18 protein-coding genes are annotated in these 19,193 nt (G+C 70.0%); 8 read left to right on the top strand and 10 right to left on the bottom strand.

The genetic code is table 11. The features are described 5' to 3' along the window. Positions 1 to 95 precede the first annotated feature (95 nt). On the bottom strand, positions 96 to 860 hold the full coding sequence (locus tag OG252_RS18430; RefSeq protein ID WP_266433955.1) for a GntR family transcriptional regulator: 765 nt from the start codon (positions 858 to 860) through the stop codon (positions 96 to 98). Between the two features lie 377 nt (positions 861 to 1,237). Here OG252_RS18430 and OG252_RS18425 point away from each other — a divergent pair, with 377 nt between their 5' ends. The 4 genes from OG252_RS18425 (at position 1,238) to OG252_RS18410 (ending at position 6,004) form a co-directional block, all read left to right on the top strand. Continuing rightward, positions 1,238 to 2,524 (top strand): extracellular solute-binding protein, encoded by a 1,287-nt coding sequence (locus tag OG252_RS18425; protein WP_266433953.1) that lies wholly within the window; start codon positions 1,238 to 1,240, stop codon positions 2,522 to 2,524. A 113-nt stretch (positions 2,525 to 2,637) separates the two neighbouring features. Next, positions 2,638 to 3,624: a carbohydrate ABC transporter permease gene (locus OG252_RS18420; protein WP_266433951.1), complete on the top strand. Its 987-nt coding sequence runs from the start codon at positions 2,638 to 2,640 to the stop codon at positions 3,622 to 3,624. Next, a complete protein-coding gene (locus tag OG252_RS18415) occupies positions 3,621 to 4,499 on the top strand; it encodes a carbohydrate ABC transporter permease (protein ID WP_329337308.1) in 879 nt (292 codons plus the stop codon). The genes OG252_RS18420 and OG252_RS18415 overlap by 4 nt, the downstream gene beginning before the upstream one ends. Positions 4,500 to 4,507: 8 nt before the next feature. Continuing rightward, the gene (locus tag OG252_RS18410) at positions 4,508 to 6,004 is read left to right on the top strand and encodes a glycoside hydrolase family 3 protein (protein WP_266433947.1); all 1,497 of its coding nucleotides are present in this window, start codon (positions 4,508 to 4,510) and stop codon (positions 6,002 to 6,004) included. Positions 6,005 to 7,092: 1,088 nt separating this feature from the next. On the opposite strand, the gene nagB is transcribed toward OG252_RS18410, so the two are convergent. Continuing rightward, complete coding sequence (nagB, locus tag OG252_RS18405; RefSeq protein ID WP_266433945.1) at positions 7,093 to 7,878, bottom strand: glucosamine-6-phosphate deaminase; 786 nt, start codon at positions 7,876 to 7,878, stop codon at positions 7,093 to 7,095. A 98-nt stretch (positions 7,879 to 7,976) separates the two neighbouring features. Further along, a complete protein-coding gene (locus OG252_RS18400; protein WP_329337304.1) occupies positions 7,977 to 8,729 on the bottom strand; it encodes an SDR family oxidoreductase in 753 nt (250 codons plus the stop codon). Positions 8,730 to 8,826: 97 nt separating this feature from the next. Here OG252_RS18400 and OG252_RS18395 point away from each other — a divergent pair, with 97 nt between their 5' ends. Together OG252_RS18395 and OG252_RS18390 are read left to right on the top strand one after the other, a co-directional pair. Continuing rightward, the gene (locus tag OG252_RS18395; protein ID WP_266433942.1) at positions 8,827 to 9,459 is read left to right on the top strand and encodes a TetR/AcrR family transcriptional regulator; all 633 of its coding nucleotides are present in this window, start codon (positions 8,827 to 8,829) and stop codon (positions 9,457 to 9,459) included. A gap of 376 nt (positions 9,460 to 9,835) precedes the next feature. Beyond that, positions 9,836 to 11,311, top strand: a complete 1,476-nt coding sequence (locus OG252_RS18390) for a sensor histidine kinase (protein WP_329337301.1) — start codon at positions 9,836 to 9,838, stop codon at positions 11,309 to 11,311. 189 nt (positions 11,312 to 11,500) lie between these two features. On the opposite strand, the gene OG252_RS18385 is transcribed toward OG252_RS18390, so the two are convergent. Both OG252_RS18385 and OG252_RS18380 read right to left on the bottom strand, forming a co-directional pair. Beyond that, positions 11,501 to 11,758 carry a WhiB family transcriptional regulator gene (locus tag OG252_RS18385; protein ID WP_006142322.1) on the bottom strand — a complete coding sequence of 86 codons (258 nt, stop codon included), beginning with the start codon at positions 11,756 to 11,758 and terminating at the stop codon, positions 11,501 to 11,503. A 319-nt stretch (positions 11,759 to 12,077) separates the two neighbouring features. Beyond that, the gene (locus OG252_RS18380; protein ID WP_266433938.1) at positions 12,078 to 13,046 is read right to left on the bottom strand and encodes a diacylglycerol/lipid kinase family protein; all 969 of its coding nucleotides are present in this window, start codon (positions 13,044 to 13,046) and stop codon (positions 12,078 to 12,080) included. Between the two features lie 116 nt (positions 13,047 to 13,162). On the opposite strand from OG252_RS18380, the gene OG252_RS18375 reads away from it, so the two are divergent. Beyond that, positions 13,163 to 13,615 (top strand): hypothetical protein, encoded by a 453-nt coding sequence (locus tag OG252_RS18375; RefSeq protein ID WP_329337298.1) that lies wholly within the window; start codon positions 13,163 to 13,165, stop codon positions 13,613 to 13,615. Positions 13,616 to 13,683: 68 nt separating this feature from the next. On the opposite strand, the gene OG252_RS18370 is transcribed toward OG252_RS18375, so the two are convergent. The 3 genes from OG252_RS18370 to OG252_RS18360 all read right to left on the bottom strand — a co-directional run bounded on the left by OG252_RS18370 (position 13,684) and on the right by OG252_RS18360 (position 15,711). After that, entirely contained in the window at positions 13,684 to 14,790 is a 1,107-nt protein-coding gene (locus OG252_RS18370; RefSeq protein WP_266433935.1) for an RNA polymerase sigma factor SigF, read from the bottom strand. Continuing rightward, positions 14,787 to 15,200 (bottom strand): anti-sigma regulatory factor, encoded by a 414-nt coding sequence (locus OG252_RS18365; protein ID WP_019058277.1) that lies wholly within the window; start codon positions 15,198 to 15,200, stop codon positions 14,787 to 14,789. Before OG252_RS18365 ends, OG252_RS18370 begins: the two co-directional genes overlap by 4 nt. 250 nt (positions 15,201 to 15,450) lie before the next feature. Continuing rightward, positions 15,451 to 15,711, bottom strand: coding sequence for a UBP-type zinc finger domain-containing protein (locus tag OG252_RS18360; protein ID WP_266433934.1), 261 nt, complete (start codon positions 15,709 to 15,711; stop codon positions 15,451 to 15,453). Between the two features lie 86 nt (positions 15,712 to 15,797). Between OG252_RS18360 and OG252_RS18355 the strand changes: the two genes are divergently transcribed. Beyond that, positions 15,798 to 17,393, top strand: a complete 1,596-nt coding sequence (locus OG252_RS18355; protein WP_266433933.1) for a Na+/H+ antiporter — start codon at positions 15,798 to 15,800, stop codon at positions 17,391 to 17,393. A gap of 52 nt (positions 17,394 to 17,445) precedes the next feature. Here the strand turns inward: OG252_RS18355 and OG252_RS18350 are convergent, their stop codons facing one another. Both OG252_RS18350 and OG252_RS18345 read right to left on the bottom strand, forming a co-directional pair. Continuing rightward, positions 17,446 to 18,387 (bottom strand): 1-aminocyclopropane-1-carboxylate deaminase/D-cysteine desulfhydrase, encoded by a 942-nt coding sequence (locus tag OG252_RS18350; protein ID WP_443068413.1) that lies wholly within the window; start codon positions 18,385 to 18,387, stop codon positions 17,446 to 17,448. Between the two features lie 23 nt (positions 18,388 to 18,410). Next, positions 18,411 to 19,001, bottom strand: a complete 591-nt coding sequence (locus OG252_RS18345) for an N-acetylmuramoyl-L-alanine amidase (protein ID WP_266433931.1) — start codon at positions 18,999 to 19,001, stop codon at positions 18,411 to 18,413. Positions 19,002 to 19,193 lie beyond the last annotated feature (192 nt).

The following is a 19,193-nucleotide window of genomic DNA, read 5'->3' as shown; positions in this document are numbered from 1 at the left end:
CGTCCATGCGGCGACGGGGAGGACCGTAGAGCAGGAGCGGCAGTTGCGCTACACCGCGTGCAGTACTCGTCGGGGTGCCAAAGCCTCTTCGGGATTTAGTCCTGGGGCCGCTTGAGGCGGGCGACGAACTTGTAGCGGTCGCCGCGGTAGACGGACCGCACCCATTCCACCGGTTCGCCCTGCCGGTCCACCGAGTGGCGGGACAGCATCAGCATCGGCAGGCCCACGTCGGTGCCGAGGAGGCCGGCCTCGCGCGGGGTGGCCAGCGAGGTCTCGATGGTCTCCTCGGCCTCGGCGAGATGGACGTCGTACACCTCGGCGAGCGCGGTGTAGAGGGACGTGTACTTCACCAGGCTCCGGCGCAGCGCCGGGAAGCGCTTCGCGCTCAGGTGCGTCGTCTCGATGGCCATCGGCTCGCCGTTGGCCATGCGCAGGCGCTCGATGCGCAGCACCCGTCCGCCGGCCGTGATGTCGAGCAGGCCGGCGAGGCGGTCGTCGGCGGTGATGTAGCCGATGTCGAGCAGCTGGGAGGTGGGTTCGAGGCCCTGGGCGCGCATGTCCTCGGTGTACGAGGTGAGTTGCAGCGCCTGCGAGACCTTCGGTTTGGCGACGAAGGTGCCCTTGCCCTGGATCCGCTCCAGGCGCCCCTCGACGACCAGTTCCTGAAGGGCCTGGCGCACGGTGGTGCGCGAGGTGTCGAACTCGGCGGCCAGGGTGCGCTCGGGCGGCACGGGGGTGCCGGGCGACTGCGTCTCCGTCATGTCGAGGAGATGTTTCTTCAGGCGGTAGTACTTGGGCACGCGCGCGGTACGGACGGTCGCCCCACCCTCGTTCTCCGCACTGCTGACGTCGGTGCTCATGTTCTGCCTTCCCGGCTCCGGGTGCCGAAGCGGCCGACGTCCCGTCGGCCACGGCTCACATCGTGGCACGGCAGCGTACCGGGATCTCCCGCACGCTGCGTGATCCCCTCTGTATACCCTCACGCCGCCCGCTGGTCTAGTCCACAGAGTCGTCCAGTGGTCTGTCCGATCTGCCGGGCTCGTAATGAAGGATCCCTGCATATCGCGGTCCCGTAACGGACCGCTGAAGCCCAGGGAACCACCCTTGACAGCCCATTTGGTCTGGGCCAAGCTCCCCCTACTGGTCTACACCATTGGTCCAGTCCCGGCCCCGAGGGCAGACCCAGGTCAGCCGCAGGGAAGCAGGGGGGTTTGTGGGCATCCCTGAGGAGGTTGGCGTGAAGCGCAAGCTGACAGTCGCGATCGGTATCGCGGGCATGATGGTCTCCATCGCGGCGTGCGGGGGCGGGAGCGACAGCGGGGGCTCGGACAAGAGCGGGGCGGACGCCAAGGAGCTCACCGTCTGGCTCACCGTCGACGCCCAGAACAACTGGCCGGAGCTGGTGAAGGCGGCCGACGCCGCGGTCACCAAGGCGCACCCCGGCATCAAGATCAACCACGAGTACTACGGCTGGCCCGACAAGAACGCCAAGCTCGACGCGGTCCTCGCCACCGACAAGGCCCCCGACGTGGTCGAGATGGGCAACACCGAGATGCTGAGCTACATGGTCAAGGGTGCCTTCGCGCCCCTCGACCCGGCGAAGTTCGACAACTCCGCCGCCTGGCTGGACGGCCTCAAGGCCTCGGTCACGTACGAGGACAAGACGTACGGCGTCCCCTACTACGCGGGCGGTCGCGTCGCCAACTGGCGCAAGGACCTGTTCGCCTCGGTGGGCGTCAAGTCCGCCCCGAAGACGTACGAGGAGCTCACCGCCGCCCTGGACAAGGTCCAGAAGGACAAGGGCGACAAGTTCAGCGCCTGGTACCAGCCCACCCGTGACTGGTACGCGGCCATGTCCTTCGTCTACGACGCCGGCGGCTCGATCGCCGTCGAGTCGGGCGGCGAGTGGAAGGGCAACCTCTCCTCGCCGGAGTCCGTCAAGGGCCTGAAGGAGTTCCAGAACGTCGTCGACACGTACATGCACGGCGACAAGACCAAGGACGAGTCCGACCGTTACATCGTCTACGGCCAGGGCAAGTCCGGCATGATCTTCGCCCCCGCCTGGGAGGGCGCGACCGCCGCGGCCCCGGAGAACGACAAGACCGGCAAGCTCAAGGACAACGTCGAGAACTTCGTGATGCCCGGCCCGTCCGGCAAGAACCTGCCCGTCTTCCTCGGCGGCAGCGACCTCGCCGTCCCGGTGAAGTCGGACGCGCAGGCGGTCGCCGCCGAGTGGATCAACGCGTTCACCGGGCCCTCCGGCCAGAAGGGCCTGATGGGCAAGGGCAACCTGCCCAACAACAAGACCGACCTCGCCACGCTGAAGAACGACCCGGCGACGGTCGTCCCGGCCACCGCGGCCGAGTCCAACTGGTTCGTCCCGATGGCACCGGGCTGGGGCCAGGTCGAGAAGGCCCAGATCCTGCAGACCATGCTGCAGAGCATCGGCACCGGCAAGAAGTCGGTCGAGGACGCCGCGAAGGAAGCGGACGCCGAGATCGACAAGGTCATCAACACCAAGTGACCAAGGGCGGGGCCCCGTTGAGACCGACGGGGCCCTGCTTGTCGTACGGACCCGCGCCTGTGGGGCGTACGAGGGCTTTGTAGGACCGTGAGGGACCGCTGAGGAGCGCGCGGATGAGTGCCGACACGACCACCCCTGCCAAGGTGCCGCCGCCGCGGCAGGCACCGCCACCACCGGCGGTGGCTGAGAAGCCACCCAGAGACCGGGCTTCCGGCAAAGCGGGTGCCCCCTGGCTCCTGCTCGCCCCCTGCCTGCTGATCCTGGGACTCGTCCTCGGCTATCCGCTGGTCCGCCTGGTCACCCTCTCCTTCCAGAAGTTCGGACAGTCCCAGCTGTGGGGCTTCCAGCCGGCCGAGTCGGTCGGGTTCGACAACTTCACCAAAGTGCTCGGGGACAGCGAGTTCTGGGCGGTCGTCGTACGGACGATCGTCTTCGCGGCCGGCTGCGTGATCTTCACGATGGTCATCGGCATGCTGATCGCGCTTCTGCTCCAGCGGGTCTCCGGCTGGGTGAAGACGCTCATCAACATCGCCCTGGTGGCCAGTTGGGGCATGCCGATCATCGTGGCCACCACGGTCTTCAAGTGGCTGTTCGACGCGGACTACGGCATCCTCAACGCGCTGCTCAGCAAGCTGCCGGGCGTGGAGATGATCGGCCACAACTGGTTCGCCAGCGGGCCGCAAGGCCTGGCCGTGATCATGCTGCTGGTGGTCTGGGGGGCCGTGCCCTTCGTGGTGATCACGCTGAGCGCCGGACTCACCCAGGTCCCGCAGGAACTGGTGGAGGCGGCCCGCCTCGACGGCGCCGGCGCCTGGGGCGTCTTCCGGTACGTCACGCTGCCCATCCTCAAGCCGATCATCGTGATGCTCACGACCCTGTCGGTCATCTGGGACATGGGCGTCTTCCCGCAGGTCTTCGTGATGCGCAACGGCCATCCCGAGGCCGAGTTCCAGATCCTCACCACGTACTCGTACGACCGTGCCTTCGTGGTCAACGACTACGCGCAGGGCTCGGCGATCGCCCTGCTCACCGTGCTGTTGCTGCTCGGCGTGGTCGCCGTCTACATGCGCCAGATGCTGAAGATCGGAGAGGTCGAATGAGTACGCTGACGACTCCCGTGCGGGCACCCGGGGCGACTTCCGGTCCGACTCCCGTGCGCCGGAAGTCGAAGGCCGGCTGGAACCTGCTCGGCCTCCTCGTCTTCGTCACCGCCGGCTTCCCCGTCTACTGGATGCTCAACACCGCGTTCAAGCCGGCCAAGGACGCCATCGACCCGGACCCGAGCGTGCTGCCCACCGGCCTCACCCTGTCCAACTTCAGCCGCGCGCTGGACATCGCGGACTTCTGGGGGCCGGTCGGCCGCAGCCTCGTCGTGTCCCTCGCCGTGGTCCTGATCGGCATGGTCGTCGGCCTGCTGGCCGCGCTCGCCATCTCCCGCTTCGCCTTCCGCGGCCGGAAGATCGTGATCGTGGGCATCCTCGCGGTCCAGATGGTCCCGCTGGTCGCCATGATCATCCCGGTGTTCCTGCTCCTGAACGACCTCGGCCAGTACGACCGGCTGACCGGCCTGATCATCACCTACCTGACCTTCATCCTCCCCTTCACGGTGTGGACGCTGCGCGGCTTCATCGTCAACATCCCGAAGGAGCTGGAGGAGGCGGCGATGGTCGACGGCTGCTCCCGCACCAGCGCCTTCATCCGGGTGGTGTTCCCGCTGCTGGCCCCCGGCATGGTCGCCACCTCGGTCTACGGCTTCATCCAGGCCTGGAACGAGTACCTGTACGCCCTGATGCTGCTCAGCCAGAAGAACCAGACCGCGACCGTCTGGCTCGGCAACTTCACCACCAAGCACGGCACCGAATACGCCCCGATGATGGCCGGATCCACCATGATGGCCGTGCCGATCGTCGTCCTCTTCCTCCTCGTCCAGCGCAAGATGGCCGCGGGCCTGACCGCGGGCGCCGTGAAGGGATAACGCCCCCGATGACGACATTCGCCAGCGGTACGGACACTCTCACGCGCGACGCGCTGACGGTCCTCCAGCCCGGCTTCCCGGGCACCACCGCCCCCGACTGGCTGCTGCGCCGCCTGGGCGAGGGCCTCGCCTCCGTCGGCCTGTTCGGCCGCAACATAGCCTCACCCGAACAAGTCGCCGCCCTGACCGCCCAGTTGCGCGCCGAACGCGACGACGTCCTGGTCGCGATCGACGAGGAGGGCGGAGACGTGACGCGCCTGGAGGTGCGGACGGGCTCCAGCTTCCCCGGCAACAACGCCCTGGGCGCGGTGGACGACACCTCGCTCACGCAGGAGGTGGCGTCGGAACTCGGCCGCCGCCTCGCGGTCTGCGGCGTGAACCTCAACTGGGCCCCCTCGGCCGACGTGAACTCCAACCCCTCGAACCCGGTGATCGGCGTACGGTCCTTCGGCGCCGACCCCGACCTGGTCGCCCGGCACACGGCGGCCTACGTCACCGGCCTCCAGTCGGCCGGCGTCGCCGCCTGCACCAAGCACTTCCCGGGCCACGGCGACACGGCGGTCGACTCCCACCACGCGCTGCCCCGCATCGACGTGGACGCCCCGGCACTGCGCGAACGCGAACTGGCCCCCTTCCGCGCGGCCATCGCCGCCGGCACCCGAGCGCTCATGACCGCCCACATCCTGGTCCCGGCCCTGGACCAGGAACGCCCGGCCACCCTGTCCCGCCGGATCCTCACCGACCTGCTCCGCCGCGAACTCGGCTACGACGGCCTCATCGTCACCGACGGCATGGAGATGCAGGCCATCGCCGGCACCTACGGCATCGAACGCGGCAGCGTCCTCGCCCTCGCCGCCGGCGCCGACGCGATCTGCGTGGGCGGCGGCCTGGCCGACGACGCGACGGTACGCCGCCTGCGCGACGCCCTGGTCACCGCCGTACGCACCGGCGAGCTCCCCGAAGCCCGCCTGGCGGACGCCGCGGAACGGGTACGCGAGCTGGCCCGGTGGACGGCATCGGCGGCCCGCACAGCGGGTGACGTCCCGCCGGACTCCCTCGGCGATGACGTCGGCCTGCGCGCGGCCCGGCGCGCCCTGCGGCTCACCGGCGGGGAGACCTTCACCCCGCTCACCGAACCGCCGTACGTCGCCGCGTTCACCCCGGTGGCGAACTTCGCCGTGGGCGACGAGACCCCCTGGGGTGTGGCCGCGGAGCTGTCCCGCCTGCTCCCCGGCACGCGGACGGGCACCTTCACCGGCGAGGACGCCGGGCACACCGCCCTGCGGGCGGCCGGTGAACGCCGCATCGTCGCCGTCGTCCGCGACGAACACCGCCACCCCTGGACGGCGGCGGCCCTCGACACCCTGCTGGCGGCCCGCCCCGACACGATCGTGGTCGAAATGGGCCTCCCCCAGGCCACCCCCCGAGGCGCCCTGCACATCGCCACCCACGGCGCGGCCCGCGTCTGCGGGCGGGTGGCGGCGGAGGCCATCGCGGGGGTGTAGCCGCTTGACGAGAAGACGGGGACGGCCTCGGTGAAGTGCCCGCGGGGGCGGCCTCGGTGGGAGTGTCCGCGGGGGAAGGCCTCGGTGGAGTGTCCGCGGGGGCGGCCTCGGTGGAGTGTCCGCCGGGGGCAGTGCTCGCCGGGGCAGTGCTCGTCGGCGGGACCTTGCACCCGCCCGGCACGACGGCTCCTGCGGGGCCGGCGCAAGGGCTTCCGGACGGGGGAGGGGCCCGCTCGGGGGACGTACATCTCTCTCGGCGAGCGGGCTCGCCGCACGGGCCGGGGCCCCAATCCCGCCCGGCGGGCCGACTCGTAGTGGGGGCGGTGCGCCCATTGCATCCGGCGGTCGGGCTCCGCACGGGCTGGGGGGTCAGTCCCGCCCGGTGGTCAGGCTCCCGTGCGGACCGGGGCCCCAACGCCGCCCGGTGGTCAGGCTCGTCGTGCGGGTCGTGCGGGTCGTGCGGGTCGTGCGGGTGGTGCGGGTGGTGCGGGTGGTGCGGGTGGTGCGGGCGGTGCTGCCCGGTGGTCAGGTTCCGGCGCGGGTCGGGCGGGCATCCTGCTCGGCGATCAGCGCGTCGCGCGGGTGGTGTGCCGGTCCCGCCCGGTGGTCAGGCTCCCGTGCGGGTCCCGCCCGGTGGTCAGGCTCCCGTGCGGGTCCCGCCCGGTGGTCAGGCTCCCGTGCGGGTCCCGCCCGGTGGTCAGGCTCCCGTGCGGGTCCCGCCCGGTGGTCAGGCTCCCGCGCGGGCCGGGGTCCCAATGCCGCCCGGTGGCCAGGCTCGTCGTGCGGGCGGTGCGGCGGTCCCGCCCGGCGGTCAGGTTCCGGTGCGGGCTGGGCGGGCATCGCGCTCGGCGATCAGCGCGTCGTGCGGGCGGTGTGCCGGTCCCGCCCGGTGGTCAGGCTCCGGCGCGGACCGGGGCACCAACCCCATCCGGCGGTCGCGCCCCCGCATGTCAGGACGCCGGCCCACCCGGTGGACAAGCTCCCCGTTCACGGGCAGGACCCCACCTCGCCCGGCCACCCCACCCGCACGACAAAGGTGCCGACCAGCCCTCCCCGGAGCGGCCGGCACCTTCGCGCATCCGCTCCCGCTAAATCCCCTGCCAGTCCGGCTTGTTGGCGTACGTGTGCCGGAAGTAGTCCGCCAGCTTCAGCTTGGACGCGGCGGCCTCGTCGACCACGACCGTGGCGTGCGGGTGGAGTTGGAGCGCCGAGGCGGGGCACACCGCGGCGACCGGTCCCTCCACGGTCGCGGCGACCGCGTCGGCCTTGCCCTCGCCCGTCGCCAGCAGCACCAGGTGCCGCGCCTCCAGGATCGTCCCGATGCCCTGCGTGATGACGTGGTGCGGCACCTGGGCGATGTCACCGTCGAAGAACCGCGCGTTGTCGACGCGGGTCTGCTCGGTCAGCGTCTTGATCCGGGTCCGCGAGGCCAGCGAGGAGCACGGCTCGTTGAACCCGATGTGCCCGTCGGTGCCGATCCCCAGCAGCTGAAGGTCCACCCCGCCGGCCGCGGCCAGCGCCCTGTCGTACGCCTCGCAGGCCGCCTGCACGTCCGCCGCCGTGCCGTCGGGCCCCATGAACGCGTCCATCCCGATCCCGAGCGGCTCCAGAACCTCGCGCCTGAGCACCGAACGATACGACTCGGGGTGCTCGGCGGGCAGCCCCACGTACTCGTCGAGCTGCGCGATCCTGGCCCGCGAGGCGTCCACGGCACCGGAGCTCACCTTCGCCGCCAGTGCCTCGTAGACGGGCAGCGGCGTCGAGCCGGTGGCCACGCCGAGCAGAGCGCCGGGCTTGTGCCGGAGCAACTGCGCCATGGCCTCGGCGATCAGTTCGCCGCCCGACCTGGCGTCCGGAACGATGACAACTTCCACGCTGGGCCTGCCGATCTGAAAGACATGTGGTGTAGACCAATCTAACAGAATCGGCCCATCCGGCCGAGATGCTGTCATCCACGTCTGTCCAGATCCCCCTAGCTCTGTGAACCTCCCGTAACGTCCACCCAGCTCCCCGTCATCCACCGTCCCCCGTCCGACGCCAGGAACGCCACCACATCCGCCACGTCGGCCGTTTCGCCCACCCGGCCCAGCGCGGACAGCGCCGCCGCGTGATCCCGCGCGTCCTCGCTCGCGTGCAGCAGTTCATAGGTGCCGTCGGTGGCTATGACCCCCGGTGCCACCGAGTTCACGGTGATGTTCCGAGGGCCCAGCACCTTGGACAGGTTCAGGGAGAAGACGTCCAGAGCGCCCTTCGTCATGGCGTACGCCATGAGGTTCGGCATCTTCGCGCTCCGGGCCAGCCCCGACGAGACGTTGATGACTCGGCCGCCGTCGCGCAGGCGGGTCATGCCGTGCTTGACGAGGAGGAAGGGCGCCTTCACGTTCACCGCGAAGACCCTGTCGAACTCCGCCTCGTCGATCTCCTCGATCGGCCGGGTGTTGCCGATTCCGGCGTTGTTCACCAGGATGTCCAGCCTGTCCGCGTGCCGGTCGAACTCCTCCCACAGGGCCTCGGCGCCCCCGGGCGCCCCCAGCTCCACGCCGATCGCGAAGGCCGAGCCACCCGCCGCCTCGATCGCGGCGACCGTCTCCTTCGCCGCCGCCTCGTTCCTGCCGTAGTGCACCGCGACCCGTGCGCCGTCGCGTCCCAGCCGCTCCGCGATCCCGCGTCCGATGCCCCTGCTCGCCCCGGTGACCAGAGCCGTCCTGCCTGCAAGCACGCCCATGTCGGCGCCCCTTTCGTAATTCCCTAGCGGTCGCTACAGAAAAGACCGTACAACACACCGCCGACATTTCTCTAGCACCCGCTATACAATTCACTCCATGGTGAGCAGTGAGGATGCAAAGGCGCAGGTCAAGCCCGCACCGAGGCCCCGGGGCCGCCCCCGCTCCTTCGATCGCGAGACCGCCCTCGAGAAGGCGCTCCTCGCCTTCTGGCAGCACGGCTACGAGGCAACATCGGTCTCCGACCTCACCCGCGTCATGGACATCGGCACTCCGAGCCTCTATGCGGCCTTCGGTGACAAGCGGTCACTGTTCGAGGAGGTCGTCCGGGAGTACGACGCGAAGTACGGCTCCTTCGGCAACCGCGCCCTCGACGAGGAGCCCACCGCCCGCGCCGCCGTCGAGCGCACGCTGCGCGAGGCCGCCGTCGAGTACACCGATCCCGCCCACCCGTACGGATGCCTCGTCATCCACGCGGCCATCAACTGCACGAGCTCCGAGGTCGAGGAGTCCCTCCGTGAGCGGCGCAACGCCACCGTCGCCGCGTTCGAGCGCCGTATCCGGGCGGACGTCGCCGCGGGCCTGCTCCCGGCCGACACCGACGCCGCCGCCCTCGCCCGGCACACCGGCGCGGTCATCCAGGGCATGTCCCAACAGGCGCGCGACGGCGCGAGCCGGGGGGAGTTGGAAGCGCTCGCGGAAATTGCCATGACCATCTGGCCCCGCACATGAACCCACACGGGTTAGGCTGCGTGGTGGATGCCAGGGCGTCCTACTACTGGGGACAGCGCAGTGACGCCCGCAGAAAAAGTCCCAACAACAAACAGGCTTCAACGCATGGACACACGAAGTGGTCTAGTCCACAATGCGTAGGGACAAGTAAAAACGCGCATGCTTCCGCCTTCCCCGCACAGGAAGGCGGACCGAGGAACCGGAGCTCTCTGCCCTGACTGCCCCGGGTCCTCATCCTTCGGCCGACTGGGACCGCACACCCCACGGTCGATGTTGCTCCGGGCTGCGGTGCCGGGAGGGTTGAGGGTCCCTCTCAGGCGCCGCGGCCCGCGGGTGTTTTTCGGGCCCGCCCAAATGCCCGGGTACGCTCGCACACGTGCCCTCCATGAACGAACTCGTACACCAGCACACGGCCCTCGACGACTCCGACCTCGAGTGGCTCCACCTGCTGGTCTCGGAGTGGCAGCTGCTCTCCGACCTCTCCTTCGCCGACCTCGTGCTGTGGGTCCCCACCCGCGACGGCACCCGCTATGTCTCCGTAGCCCAGATGCGGCCCAACACCGGCCCCACCTCCTACCAGGACGACATGGTCGGCCACCTCGTCCCCCGCGGCCGCCGCCCCCTCCTGGACGCCGCCCACGACGAGGGCCGGATCGTGCGCGAGGGCGACCCGGAGTGGCGCGAAGAGGTCCCGGTCCGCGTCGAGTCGATTCCCGTACGACGGGAAGGGCGCGTGCTCGGCGTCATCGCGCGCAACACCAACCTCCTCACCGTGCGCACTCCGAGCCGCCTGGAGCTGACGTACCTCCAGAGCGCCTCGGACCTCGCGCAGATGATCGCGGCCGGCTCCTTCCCGTTCGCGAACCAGCAGGTCGACATGGACGCCTCACCCCGCGTCGGCGACGGCCTGATCCGCCTGGACGCGGACGGCGTCGTCCAGTACGCCTCGCCGAACGCGCTGTCCGCCTACCACCGGATGGGCCTCGCCTCCGACCTCGTCGGCCACCACCTCGGCAAGACCACCGCCGAACTCGCGCCCACCCACGGGCCGGTGGACGAGGCGCTCGCCAAGGTCGCCAGCGGGTGGGCGCCGCGCGAGTTCGAGATCGAGGCCCGCGACGGTGTGATCCAGTTCAGGGCGATCCCGCTCAAGCCCAAGGGCACCCGGATCGGTTCACTTGTGCTGCTCCGCGACGTCACGGAACTACGCCGCCGCGAGCGCGAGTTGATCACCAAGGACGCGACGATCAGGGAGATCCACCACCGCGTCAAGAACAACCTCCAGACGGTGGCGGCGCTGCTGAGACTCCAGGCCCGGCGCATCGACTCCGAGAGCGGCCGCGAGGCGCTCGAAGAGGCGGTACGGCGGGTCGGGTCCATCGCGATCGTGCACGAGACGCTGTCCCAGAATCTGGACGAGCGCGTGGAGTTCGACGAGATCGCCGACCGAGTCCTCGCGATGGTCGCCGAGATCTCGCCGGGCAAGGTCGCCGGCCGGCGCACCGGCCGCTTCGGCATCCTGGACGCGGAGGTCGCCACACCCCTGTCCATGGTCCTGACCGAGATCCTTCAGAACGCCCTGGAACACGGCTTTCGCGAGGGCGACACCGGCACCGTCGAGGTCGCTGCGGTCCGGGGCGGCACCACCAAGGAGTCCCGGCTCCTCGTCACCGTCCAGGACGACGGTGTCGGCCTCCCCGAGGGCTTCGACCCGCACACCGCCGGCAACCTCGGCCTGCAGATCGTACGAACCCTGGTGGAGGGCGAGTTGGGCGGCACGTTCGACATGGTCCCGGCTCCGGAGCGGGGAACCCAGGTGATCCTGGACATTCCGGTGCGGGCGCACAAGTAGCGCCGTCGAGAGGCCGGACCGGAGTCGGCGCACAGCAAAGAGCCCCGGACCGTTCAAGGTCCGGGGCCCAACATGCTCGTTGCCAGCATTTGCTGCGCATCGGGGGTACTGCGCGCTGCGGCTCGGGGGCGGGAGATGCGTACTCGCTGTACGCGCCGCCAAGCTCAGGCTGTTTGCGGGGCGGGTATGTCAGGCAGAAGCCTGACGGGCCCGGTTGCGGGCGGCGCGGCGCTTCATGGCGCGGCGCTCGTCCTCGCTGAGACCACCCCAGACGCCGGAGTCCTGGCCGGACTCGAGCGCCCACTGCAGGCACTGGTCCATAACGGGACAGCGACGGCAGACGGCCTTGGCTTCCTCGATCTGCAGCAGCGCAGGACCGGTGTTGCCGATGGGGAAGAAGAGCTCGGGGTCTTCCTCGCGGCAAACGGCGTTGTGACGCCAGTCCATGGCTGCTACCTCTCCTTGGTATTACATGCAGGTTGCTTGTGAATGTGAACGCTTTCACGAATCCCTCAACAAGTGAAGGGCCGACTGCCAGGTTCCCTGGTGTGGTCCTGTGATTTGGAGAGGGGTTCCGGTGATCTGCTGAGGCCGATGCTGCGGGCCGTCCCGATCGCCACGTAGAGACTCGCAAACCTCAGCGGCGGATACAACCCCTTCTGGAAAGTTTTTTTTGATTCCTCGGTGTCGACTAGGTCACAGCCGTACTTCCATGGGGTGGACCCTGGTCTAAACGTTCGAGTGAAAGGACTTTGGCCCCTTCTGCTCACACAATCACACGCAGTGCACGGCGTACGCCTGTGAACGTCACGCTCGTACGCAGTCCGAGGTGGTCGCCGTCCATCTGGAGGGGTAGCGGCACCTTCGAATGCAAGGTGAACTGGTCCAGGTCGTGCAGGGATACCGCGTGCTTGCCGTGCGGTCCACGCTCGGGGGACGAAGTGAGCAACTGGGTGCCATACCGGGCAACCGCGGTCGTCGTCATACGGCTGAGACCGAGTACGTCGAGGCCTTTATCGAACGAGGCCTTAGGCGACGCGTACATCGGGTGATTGCCCAGGAAGGTCCACGGAGAGGTGTTCGAGACTATGGAGAGGACCAGATCGGTCACCGGCTCCGTGTCCGGCCGCTCCAGCGTGATCGTTCCGTGCCGCCGGTGCGCCTCGCCGAAGAACTGGCGCATCGCCTGGCGGACGTAGAGCGCGTGGGTGGACCTTCTGCCGCGCTCGCGCTGCTGCTCGACCCGCCCCACCACACCGGCGTCGAAGCCGAGTCCGGCGTTGAAGGTGAACCAGCGGGGCGGCACGGCCTCGTCGTCCGTGCCGGGGGTGCCCGAGGTCAGGCCCAGGCCGACCGTGCGTTCGCTGCCCTCGCGCAGGGCGTCGAGCAGGGCGCCGGTGGCTTCCACGGCGTCGTTGGGCAGTCCCAGGGCGCGGGCGAAGACGTTGGTCGAGCCGCCGGGGACCACCGCGAGACCGGGCAGGCGCTCCGGGTCGGGGCCGGCGTGCAGGAGGCCGTTGACCACCTCGTTGACCGTGCCGTCGCCGCCGAGGGCCACGATCAGGTCGACGTCCGCGCTCTCCGCCGCCTGGCGGCCCAGGTCGCGCGCGTGGCCGCGGTACTCGGTGGTGACCGCCTCGAGCTTCATCTCGCTCGCGAGCGCGTGGATCAGGACGTCGCGCGTACGTGCGCTTGTGGTGGTTGCCGCCGGATTGACCACGAGAAGTGCACGCATGAGTTGCAGCGTACCTACTGGGTGGTACCGGGCACAGGCCGAGGTAGGGATCAAGTAAGACTTCCGGGCGTGAACCTCGCCACGAGGGCGTACGGACCGAGAGCTACTCTGCTGGGGTGAGCGCTGAAAACCCCACCCCCGAAGCCGCGGAAGCCGCCCGAGCGGCGGAGCCCCGTCCCGGCCGGCTGACCGCCGCGGCGGCGCTGACCGCGCTGGAGGGGCTCGCCCTGGCCGTCGGCGGTGCCTGGATGCTGGTGGAGGGCATCGCGGGGGACCCGGACGACCGGCAGTCGGCCGTCACCGGCGGCATCACCCTGATCGTGCTCGCGCTGCTGCCGCTGCTCGCCGCGCGCGGACTGATCGCCCGGCGCAGCTGGAGCCGGGGGCCGGCCGTCATCACCCAGATCATGGCCTTGCCGGTGGCCTACAACCTGCTTCAGGCCGACAGCGTGGCGATCCCGGCGGGCATCGCGCTCGCCGTCGTGGCCTTGGCCGCGCTGGTGCTGCTCATCAATGCGGAGACGACCCGGGCCCTCGGGATCCGGGGGCCCGGCAACGCGCAGAAGTAACCGCCACAGGCGCTGCTCACGAAGCACTGCCCCCGAAGCATTGCTCCCGGAGCGTTACTCCTGAGGCGTTACTCCTCCACCAGCAGCTTCTCCCGCAGCTGTGCCAGTGTCCGGGCCAGCAGCCGGGACACGTGCATCTGCGAGATGCCGACCTCCTGCGCGATCTGCGACTGGGTCATGTTGCCGAAGAACCGCAGCAGCAGGATCCGCTTCTCGCGCGGGGGCAGGTCCTCGAGGAGCGGCTTGAGCGACTCCCGGTACTCGACGCCCTCCAGCGCCTCGTCCTCCGCGCCCAGGGTGTCCGCGACCGCCGGGGACTCGTCGTCGGTGTCGGGGACGTCCAGGGACAGCGTGGAGTACGCGTTGGCGGACTCCAGGCCCTCCAGGACCTCCTCCTCCGAGATGGCCAGCTTCTCGGCCAGCTCGTGCACCGTCGGTGAGCGGCCGTGCTGCTGGGACAGCTCGGCCGTGGCCGTGGTCAGCGCGAGGCGCAGCTCCTGGAGCCTGCGCGGCACCCGCACCGCCCAGCCCTTGTCGCGGAAGTGCCGCTTGATCTCGCCGACGACCGTTGGGGTCGCGTACGTCGAGAACTCCACCCCGCGGTCCGGGTCGAAGCGGTCGACCGACTTGATCAGGCCGATGGTGGCGACCTGAGTGAGGTCGTCCAGCGGCTCTCCCCGGTTCCGGAAACGGCGCGCGAGGTGCTCGACGAGCGGCAGGTGCATGCGGACCAGCCTGTTGCGCAGCTCCGCGTACTCCGGGCTGCCGTCCTTCAGGGTGCGCAGCTCCAGGAACAAGGCGCGCGCCCCGCTGCGGTCCTGAGGGTCGTGCCGCGTGGCCTGCACGCGCTGCGGGGCCTTCTCGTCGTCTCGCTCGTGCTCGCTCATCGTCCCGCCCGTAGCCCTTCCCCGAGCCCTCGCCTGCGCTCGGACAGGGGACACCCCGATCCGTCCGTCCAGAGGCGTGCTCTGTACGGCACCTTCCCGATCACCCTGCCCGTCGTCCGCGACGCCGGTCTCCGAGTCGTCCTCCGGGTGCGGACGGGCCTGCTCGGGGATGCCGTCGATGCCGTCCGCCATGCGTCGGGACGTGCTCGGGCCGCCCGTGTCCTCGGCGACCGGCAGCTCCCGTGTGCCGCGCTCTTCGTCCCGCACCGGCCCGTCCCCGTCCCTCACGCCGGCCCGGGTCCCGCGCCGCGCTGTTTGTAGAGGCTGATCGATACGGTCTTGTCCTCGTCGACCGCCGATGAGACCTTGCCCGCGAGGGCCGACAGGACGGTCCAGGCGAAGGTGTCCCGCGCGGGGGCGTGACCGTCCGTGGTCGGCGCCGAGACGGTGACCTCCAGTGAGTCGTCGACAAGCCGGAAGACGCAACTGAGTACGGAGCCGGGCACGGCCTGCTGCAGCAGGATCGCGCAGGCCTCGTCCACCGCGATGCGAAGATCCTCGATCTCGTCGAGGGTGAAGTCCAAACGGGCCGCGAGACCGGCCGTGGCCGTACGCAGCACCGACAGGTAGGCACCCGCAGCCGGCAGCCGGACTTCGACGAAGTCCTGGGTCGCGGGCTCGCCTGCGATCTGGGACACCCTCACCTCCAAGGTGGTACATGCTTCTCGGGGCCGAGGGTCGCCCCCCGGGGTAACGCGATACGTGGTTCTGCGGTGACGCTACCGCGCTCTCAACTTTCCTGTCCCCAGGACCCCAACCCCGCGCTGTCACTCATAGTAAACATGCGAACACGCTCCGTGGCTAGGGGGTTCGCGGACCCAATTGGGAAGAGCGCGCGCCGGGTTGACGTACCCAGGCGTCAGACGGTCGAACCGTCCGGATCGGGGGTCATACGAGGACGTGGTCGACGAAGCACCACCGCCATGCCTCACCGGGTTCGAAGGTCCGCATGATCGGGTGTCCGGAGTCCTTGTAGTGCTCCGTCGCGTGCCGATGCGGAGAGGAGTCGCAGCAGCCGACGTGGCCGCAGGTCAGGCACAGCCGAAGCTGTACCGGGTGTGTGCCGGTTGCCAGACACTCCAGGCAGGTCTCGCTCAGCGGCCCGGGTTCCGGGTGCGGCAGCGCGTCGGCGTGCGTGCACTGTTTCATGATTGCCAGGTTACGACGGCTGCGCGGACGACCGCGCGGAATACCGAGGGCGGGCGAAGGACGATGAACGAGGGTGGGCGAGGATCATGGATGTGATGCCCCTGCTGTTGCTGGTGGCGGGCAGTGCGGTGATCGCCGCGGCCGCCCGCCGGACCCCCGTGCCGGCACCGCTGCTGCTGGTCGCCGCCGGGCTCGTGATCTCGTACGTCCCAGGGGTCCCGGACTACACCCTTGATCCGCACATCGTGCTGCCGCTCATCCTGCCCCCGCTGCTGTACACGGCGGCCACCGACAGCTCGTATCTGGATCTGCGCGCACAACTGCGGCCGGTGGCTCTGCTCTCCGTCGGGTACGTCCTCTTCGCGACCTTCGCCGTGGGCTGGGCCGCCTACCTGATCGTGCCGGACCTGCCGCTGACCGCGGCGCTGGTGTTGGGCGCGGTGGTGGCGCCGCCGGACGCGGTCGCGGCCACGGCCGTCGCGCGCCGGGTCGGGCTGCCCTCCCGGGTCACCACGATCCTCCAGGGCGAGTCGCTGGTGAACGACGCCACCGCGATCACCGCCTACCGGGTGGCCCTGGCGGCGGCGGTCGGCGAGGGCGCCACCTGGGCCGGCGGGATCGGCGAGTTCCTGCTCGCGGCGGTCGGCGGCGTCGGCTTCGGGCTGGTGCTGATGGTGCCGATCCACTGGCTGCGCACCCACCTCAAGGAGGCGCTGCTGCAGAACACGCTGTCCCTGCTGATCCCGTTCGTGGCGTACGCCGCCGCCGAACAGGTGCACGCCTCCGGTGTTCTCGCGGTCGTCACGGTCGCGCTCTATCTCGGACACCGCGCGTGGGAGGTCGACTTCGCGACCCGCCTCCAGGAGGACGCGGTGTGGAGGATGGTCGCGTTCGTCCTGGAGTCGTCGGTGTTCGCCCTGATCGGACTGCAATTGCCCGTGATCCTCAGGGGCCTCGGGGAGTACGAGGGCGGCCGCGCCGCCTGGTACGCGGTCGCCGTCTTCCTCGTCGTCGTGGCGACCCGGTTCGTGTGGGTGTACCCGGCGACCTTCCTGCCCCGGCATCTGTCGGCCCGCATCCGGGAACGCGAGGAGAACCCCACCTGGAAGGCGCCGTTCGTCATCTCCTGGGCCGGCATGAGAGGCGTGGTCTCCCTGGCCATCGCCTTCTCCATCCCGATGACGATGCACGGCGGCGAGCCCTTCCCCGAGCGCAACCTCATCCTGTTCCTGACCTTCACCACGGTCATCGGAACACTGGTCCTCCAGGGCCTCACCCTGCCCCCGCTGATCCGCCTCCTGAAACTCCCCGGCCGCGACGCCCAGGCCGAGACCCTCGCGGAGGCGAACGCCCAGGCGCAGGCCTCCCGGGCCGCTGAGCGCCGCCTGGACGAACTCCTCTCCGACGAGCGCAACGCCCTCCCACCGCCGCTCGCGGACCGCCTCCGCAGCGTCCTGGAGCGCCGCCGCAACGCCGTCTGGGAACGCCTCGGCCAGGTCAACCCCCTCACCGGCGAAACCGTCGACGACACCTACCGCCGTCTGGCCCGGCAGATGATCAGCGCCGAGCGCGCGGTCTTCGTCAAGCTCCGTGACGCCCGCCACATCGACGACGAGATGCTGCGGACGCTGCTGCGCCGACTGGACCTGGAGGAGGCGGCCGCCTATCGGGAGGCGGCGTGAGTATCCGGCCAAGAAGCGGCCCAAGCGCGGCTTCAGCCGGAAGTCCCGCCCGTCACCGGCCGAACGGCGCCCCGGTCACCACCGCGATCACCGCATCCCCCTTCCCGAACGCCCCCTCCTCCACCATCACGACAAGCCCATACAGCAACTTGGCGACATAGAGACGCTCGACCGCCACCTCGTGCCGCTCCTCGAAGTCCTTGGCGAAGGCGTCGAGTTCGGCGGTGGTACGGCCGTAGCCCCCGAAATGGAAGCGGTCGTCGAGTGCCCAGTCGCCGCGCCGCTCGCCGAAGGCCTGCTCCTGGAGCCGTTCGACGTCGGCCGCCAGGAAGCCGCCTTTCAGCACCGGTATGCCCAACGCCCGTTGCCCGGGCCCCAGTCCTGCCGCCAGCCCGGCCAGTGTGCCGCCCGTACCGCAGGCGAGCGCGACGACATCGGCCTGCCCCCGCAGCTCCTCGCCGAGTTCCCGACAGCCTCGTACCGCAAGCGCGTTGCTGCCGCCCTCCGGGACGACGTACGCCCCTTCGGCGCCGGCCGCCCGCAGTAGCCCCGCCTGGGTCTCCGGCTCGCTCTTGCATCGGTATGTCGTCCTGTCGACGAAGTGCAGCCGCATGCCGTCGGCGACGCAGCGGGCCAGGGAGGGATTGAGAGGGCGGTCGGCCAGTTCCTGGCCCCGCACGATACCGATCGTGGGGTTGCCCAGGAGGCGGCCGGCCGCGGCCGTGGCGCGCAGGTGGTTGGAGTACGCGCCGCCGAAGGTGACGACCGTACGGCCGGCCGCGGCGATGAGGTTGGGGGCGAGTTTGCGCCACTTGTTGCCGACGAGTTCGGGGTGGATCAGATCGTCGCGCTTGAGCAGCAGGCGGACGCCCCGGCGAGCGAAGCGGTCGTCGGTGACCTCCTGCAACGGCGAGGGGAGCCGTGGGCGGAGGGCGGCGAGGTCGGAGGCGTCGGGGCTGGTCACAGCTCCATTGTCGTCACCCGTCGCCGCCATCTGCCCTGTGCGCTCGCGTCAGGTCACTTCAGGCGTTCCCGGATCCGCTTGCGCATCGACGCCATCGTGAAGCCCCGGGGATCCACCTTCCCCGGCTGCCACTCCAGATGGCCGACGACCGATCGTTCCGTCCAGCCGTGGTGGCGGCAGATCGCGGCGGCCGCTCTCTCGATCGCGTCCAGCTGGGCCTCGGGCCAGGGGTCCTTGCCGTCGCCGAGGTTCTCGCACTCGAAGCCGTAGAAGTGGCGGTTGCCGTCGGTGTTGGCCTCGTTGTCGTGGGGGAGTGCCTTCTCGGCGATCACCGCGCGCAGGACGTCGTCGTCACCGAGACCGGCGTGGTTGGCGCGGCCGTAGCCGACGAGGTGCACACGGCCGTCCTTGGTGATGACTCCGTGGCACAGCGGGCCCGGGAGGCCCTCGTAGCCGTTCCGGCAGAGCTTCACCGTGCGTTCGCTGCCCTTGGTCACGGTGTGGTGGATCATCACGCCGTGGACGGGCCCCCACGGACCCTTGTGGTTGCGGTTGTGGTGCTCCCAGTCGCCGACCTCGACGACGCTGAGCCCCTCCGCCCGCAATCGGGCCAGGAAACCGCCCGCGGACATGGGTGAGGCCATGGCCGCCTCCTTCGCGCTGCGCGCCGACCGCCGTGCGCGGCCGCCTCGTACCGCTTGCTTGTACCGGAAGCGGAGGATCCGGACTACTCGTTCGCGCGGTGTGCGAGCCGATCCGGACAACCTCTGTCCGGTTCCCGGACTGTCGAAGCGGAAGGCGGTGCTGGACAGGATCCCCCTATGTGCCCAGTCGGA

This window comes from Streptomyces sp. NBC_01352 (assembly GCF_036237295.1).
In the GTDB taxonomy this organism is placed as follows: domain Bacteria; phylum Actinomycetota; class Actinomycetes; order Streptomycetales; family Streptomycetaceae; genus Streptomyces; species Streptomyces plumbiresistens.
Note: the sequence above shows the minus strand (reverse complement) of the source record. Positions and strands in the feature narration are given on the sequence as shown.

Coding starts and splice junctions, on each gene's coding strand:
- OG252_RS18345 (WP_266433931.1), bottom strand. CDS start 19,001: ATGGCCTCACCCATGTCCGCGGGCGGTTTCCTGGCCCGATTGCGGGCG.
- OG252_RS18380 (WP_266433938.1), bottom strand. CDS start 13,046: ATGCGTGCACTTCTCGTGGTCAATCCGGCGGCAACCACCACAAGCGCA.
- OG252_RS18355 (WP_266433933.1), top strand. CDS start 15,798: ATGGATGTGATGCCCCTGCTGTTGCTGGTGGCGGGCAGTGCGGTGATC.
- OG252_RS18410 (WP_266433947.1), top strand. CDS start 4,508: ATGACGACATTCGCCAGCGGTACGGACACTCTCACGCGCGACGCGCTG.
- OG252_RS18395 (WP_266433942.1), top strand. CDS start 8,827: ATGGTGAGCAGTGAGGATGCAAAGGCGCAGGTCAAGCCCGCACCGAGG.
- OG252_RS18420 (WP_266433951.1), top strand. CDS start 2,638: ATGAGTGCCGACACGACCACCCCTGCCAAGGTGCCGCCGCCGCGGCAG.
- OG252_RS18360 (WP_266433934.1), bottom strand. CDS start 15,711: ATGAAACAGTGCACGCACGCCGACGCGCTGCCGCACCCGGAACCCGGG.
- OG252_RS18415 (WP_329337308.1), top strand. CDS start 3,621: ATGAGTACGCTGACGACTCCCGTGCGGGCACCCGGGGCGACTTCCGGT.
- OG252_RS18430 (WP_266433955.1), bottom strand. CDS start 860: ATGAGCACCGACGTCAGCAGTGCGGAGAACGAGGGTGGGGCGACCGTC.
- OG252_RS18350 (WP_443068413.1), bottom strand. CDS start 18,387: ATGGCGGCGACGGGTGACGACAATGGAGCTGTGACCAGCCCCGACGCC.
- OG252_RS18400 (WP_329337304.1), bottom strand. CDS start 8,729: ATGGGCGTGCTTGCAGGCAGGACGGCTCTGGTCACCGGGGCGAGCAGG.
- OG252_RS18385 (WP_006142322.1), bottom strand. CDS start 11,758: ATGGACTGGCGTCACAACGCCGTTTGCCGCGAGGAAGACCCCGAGCTC.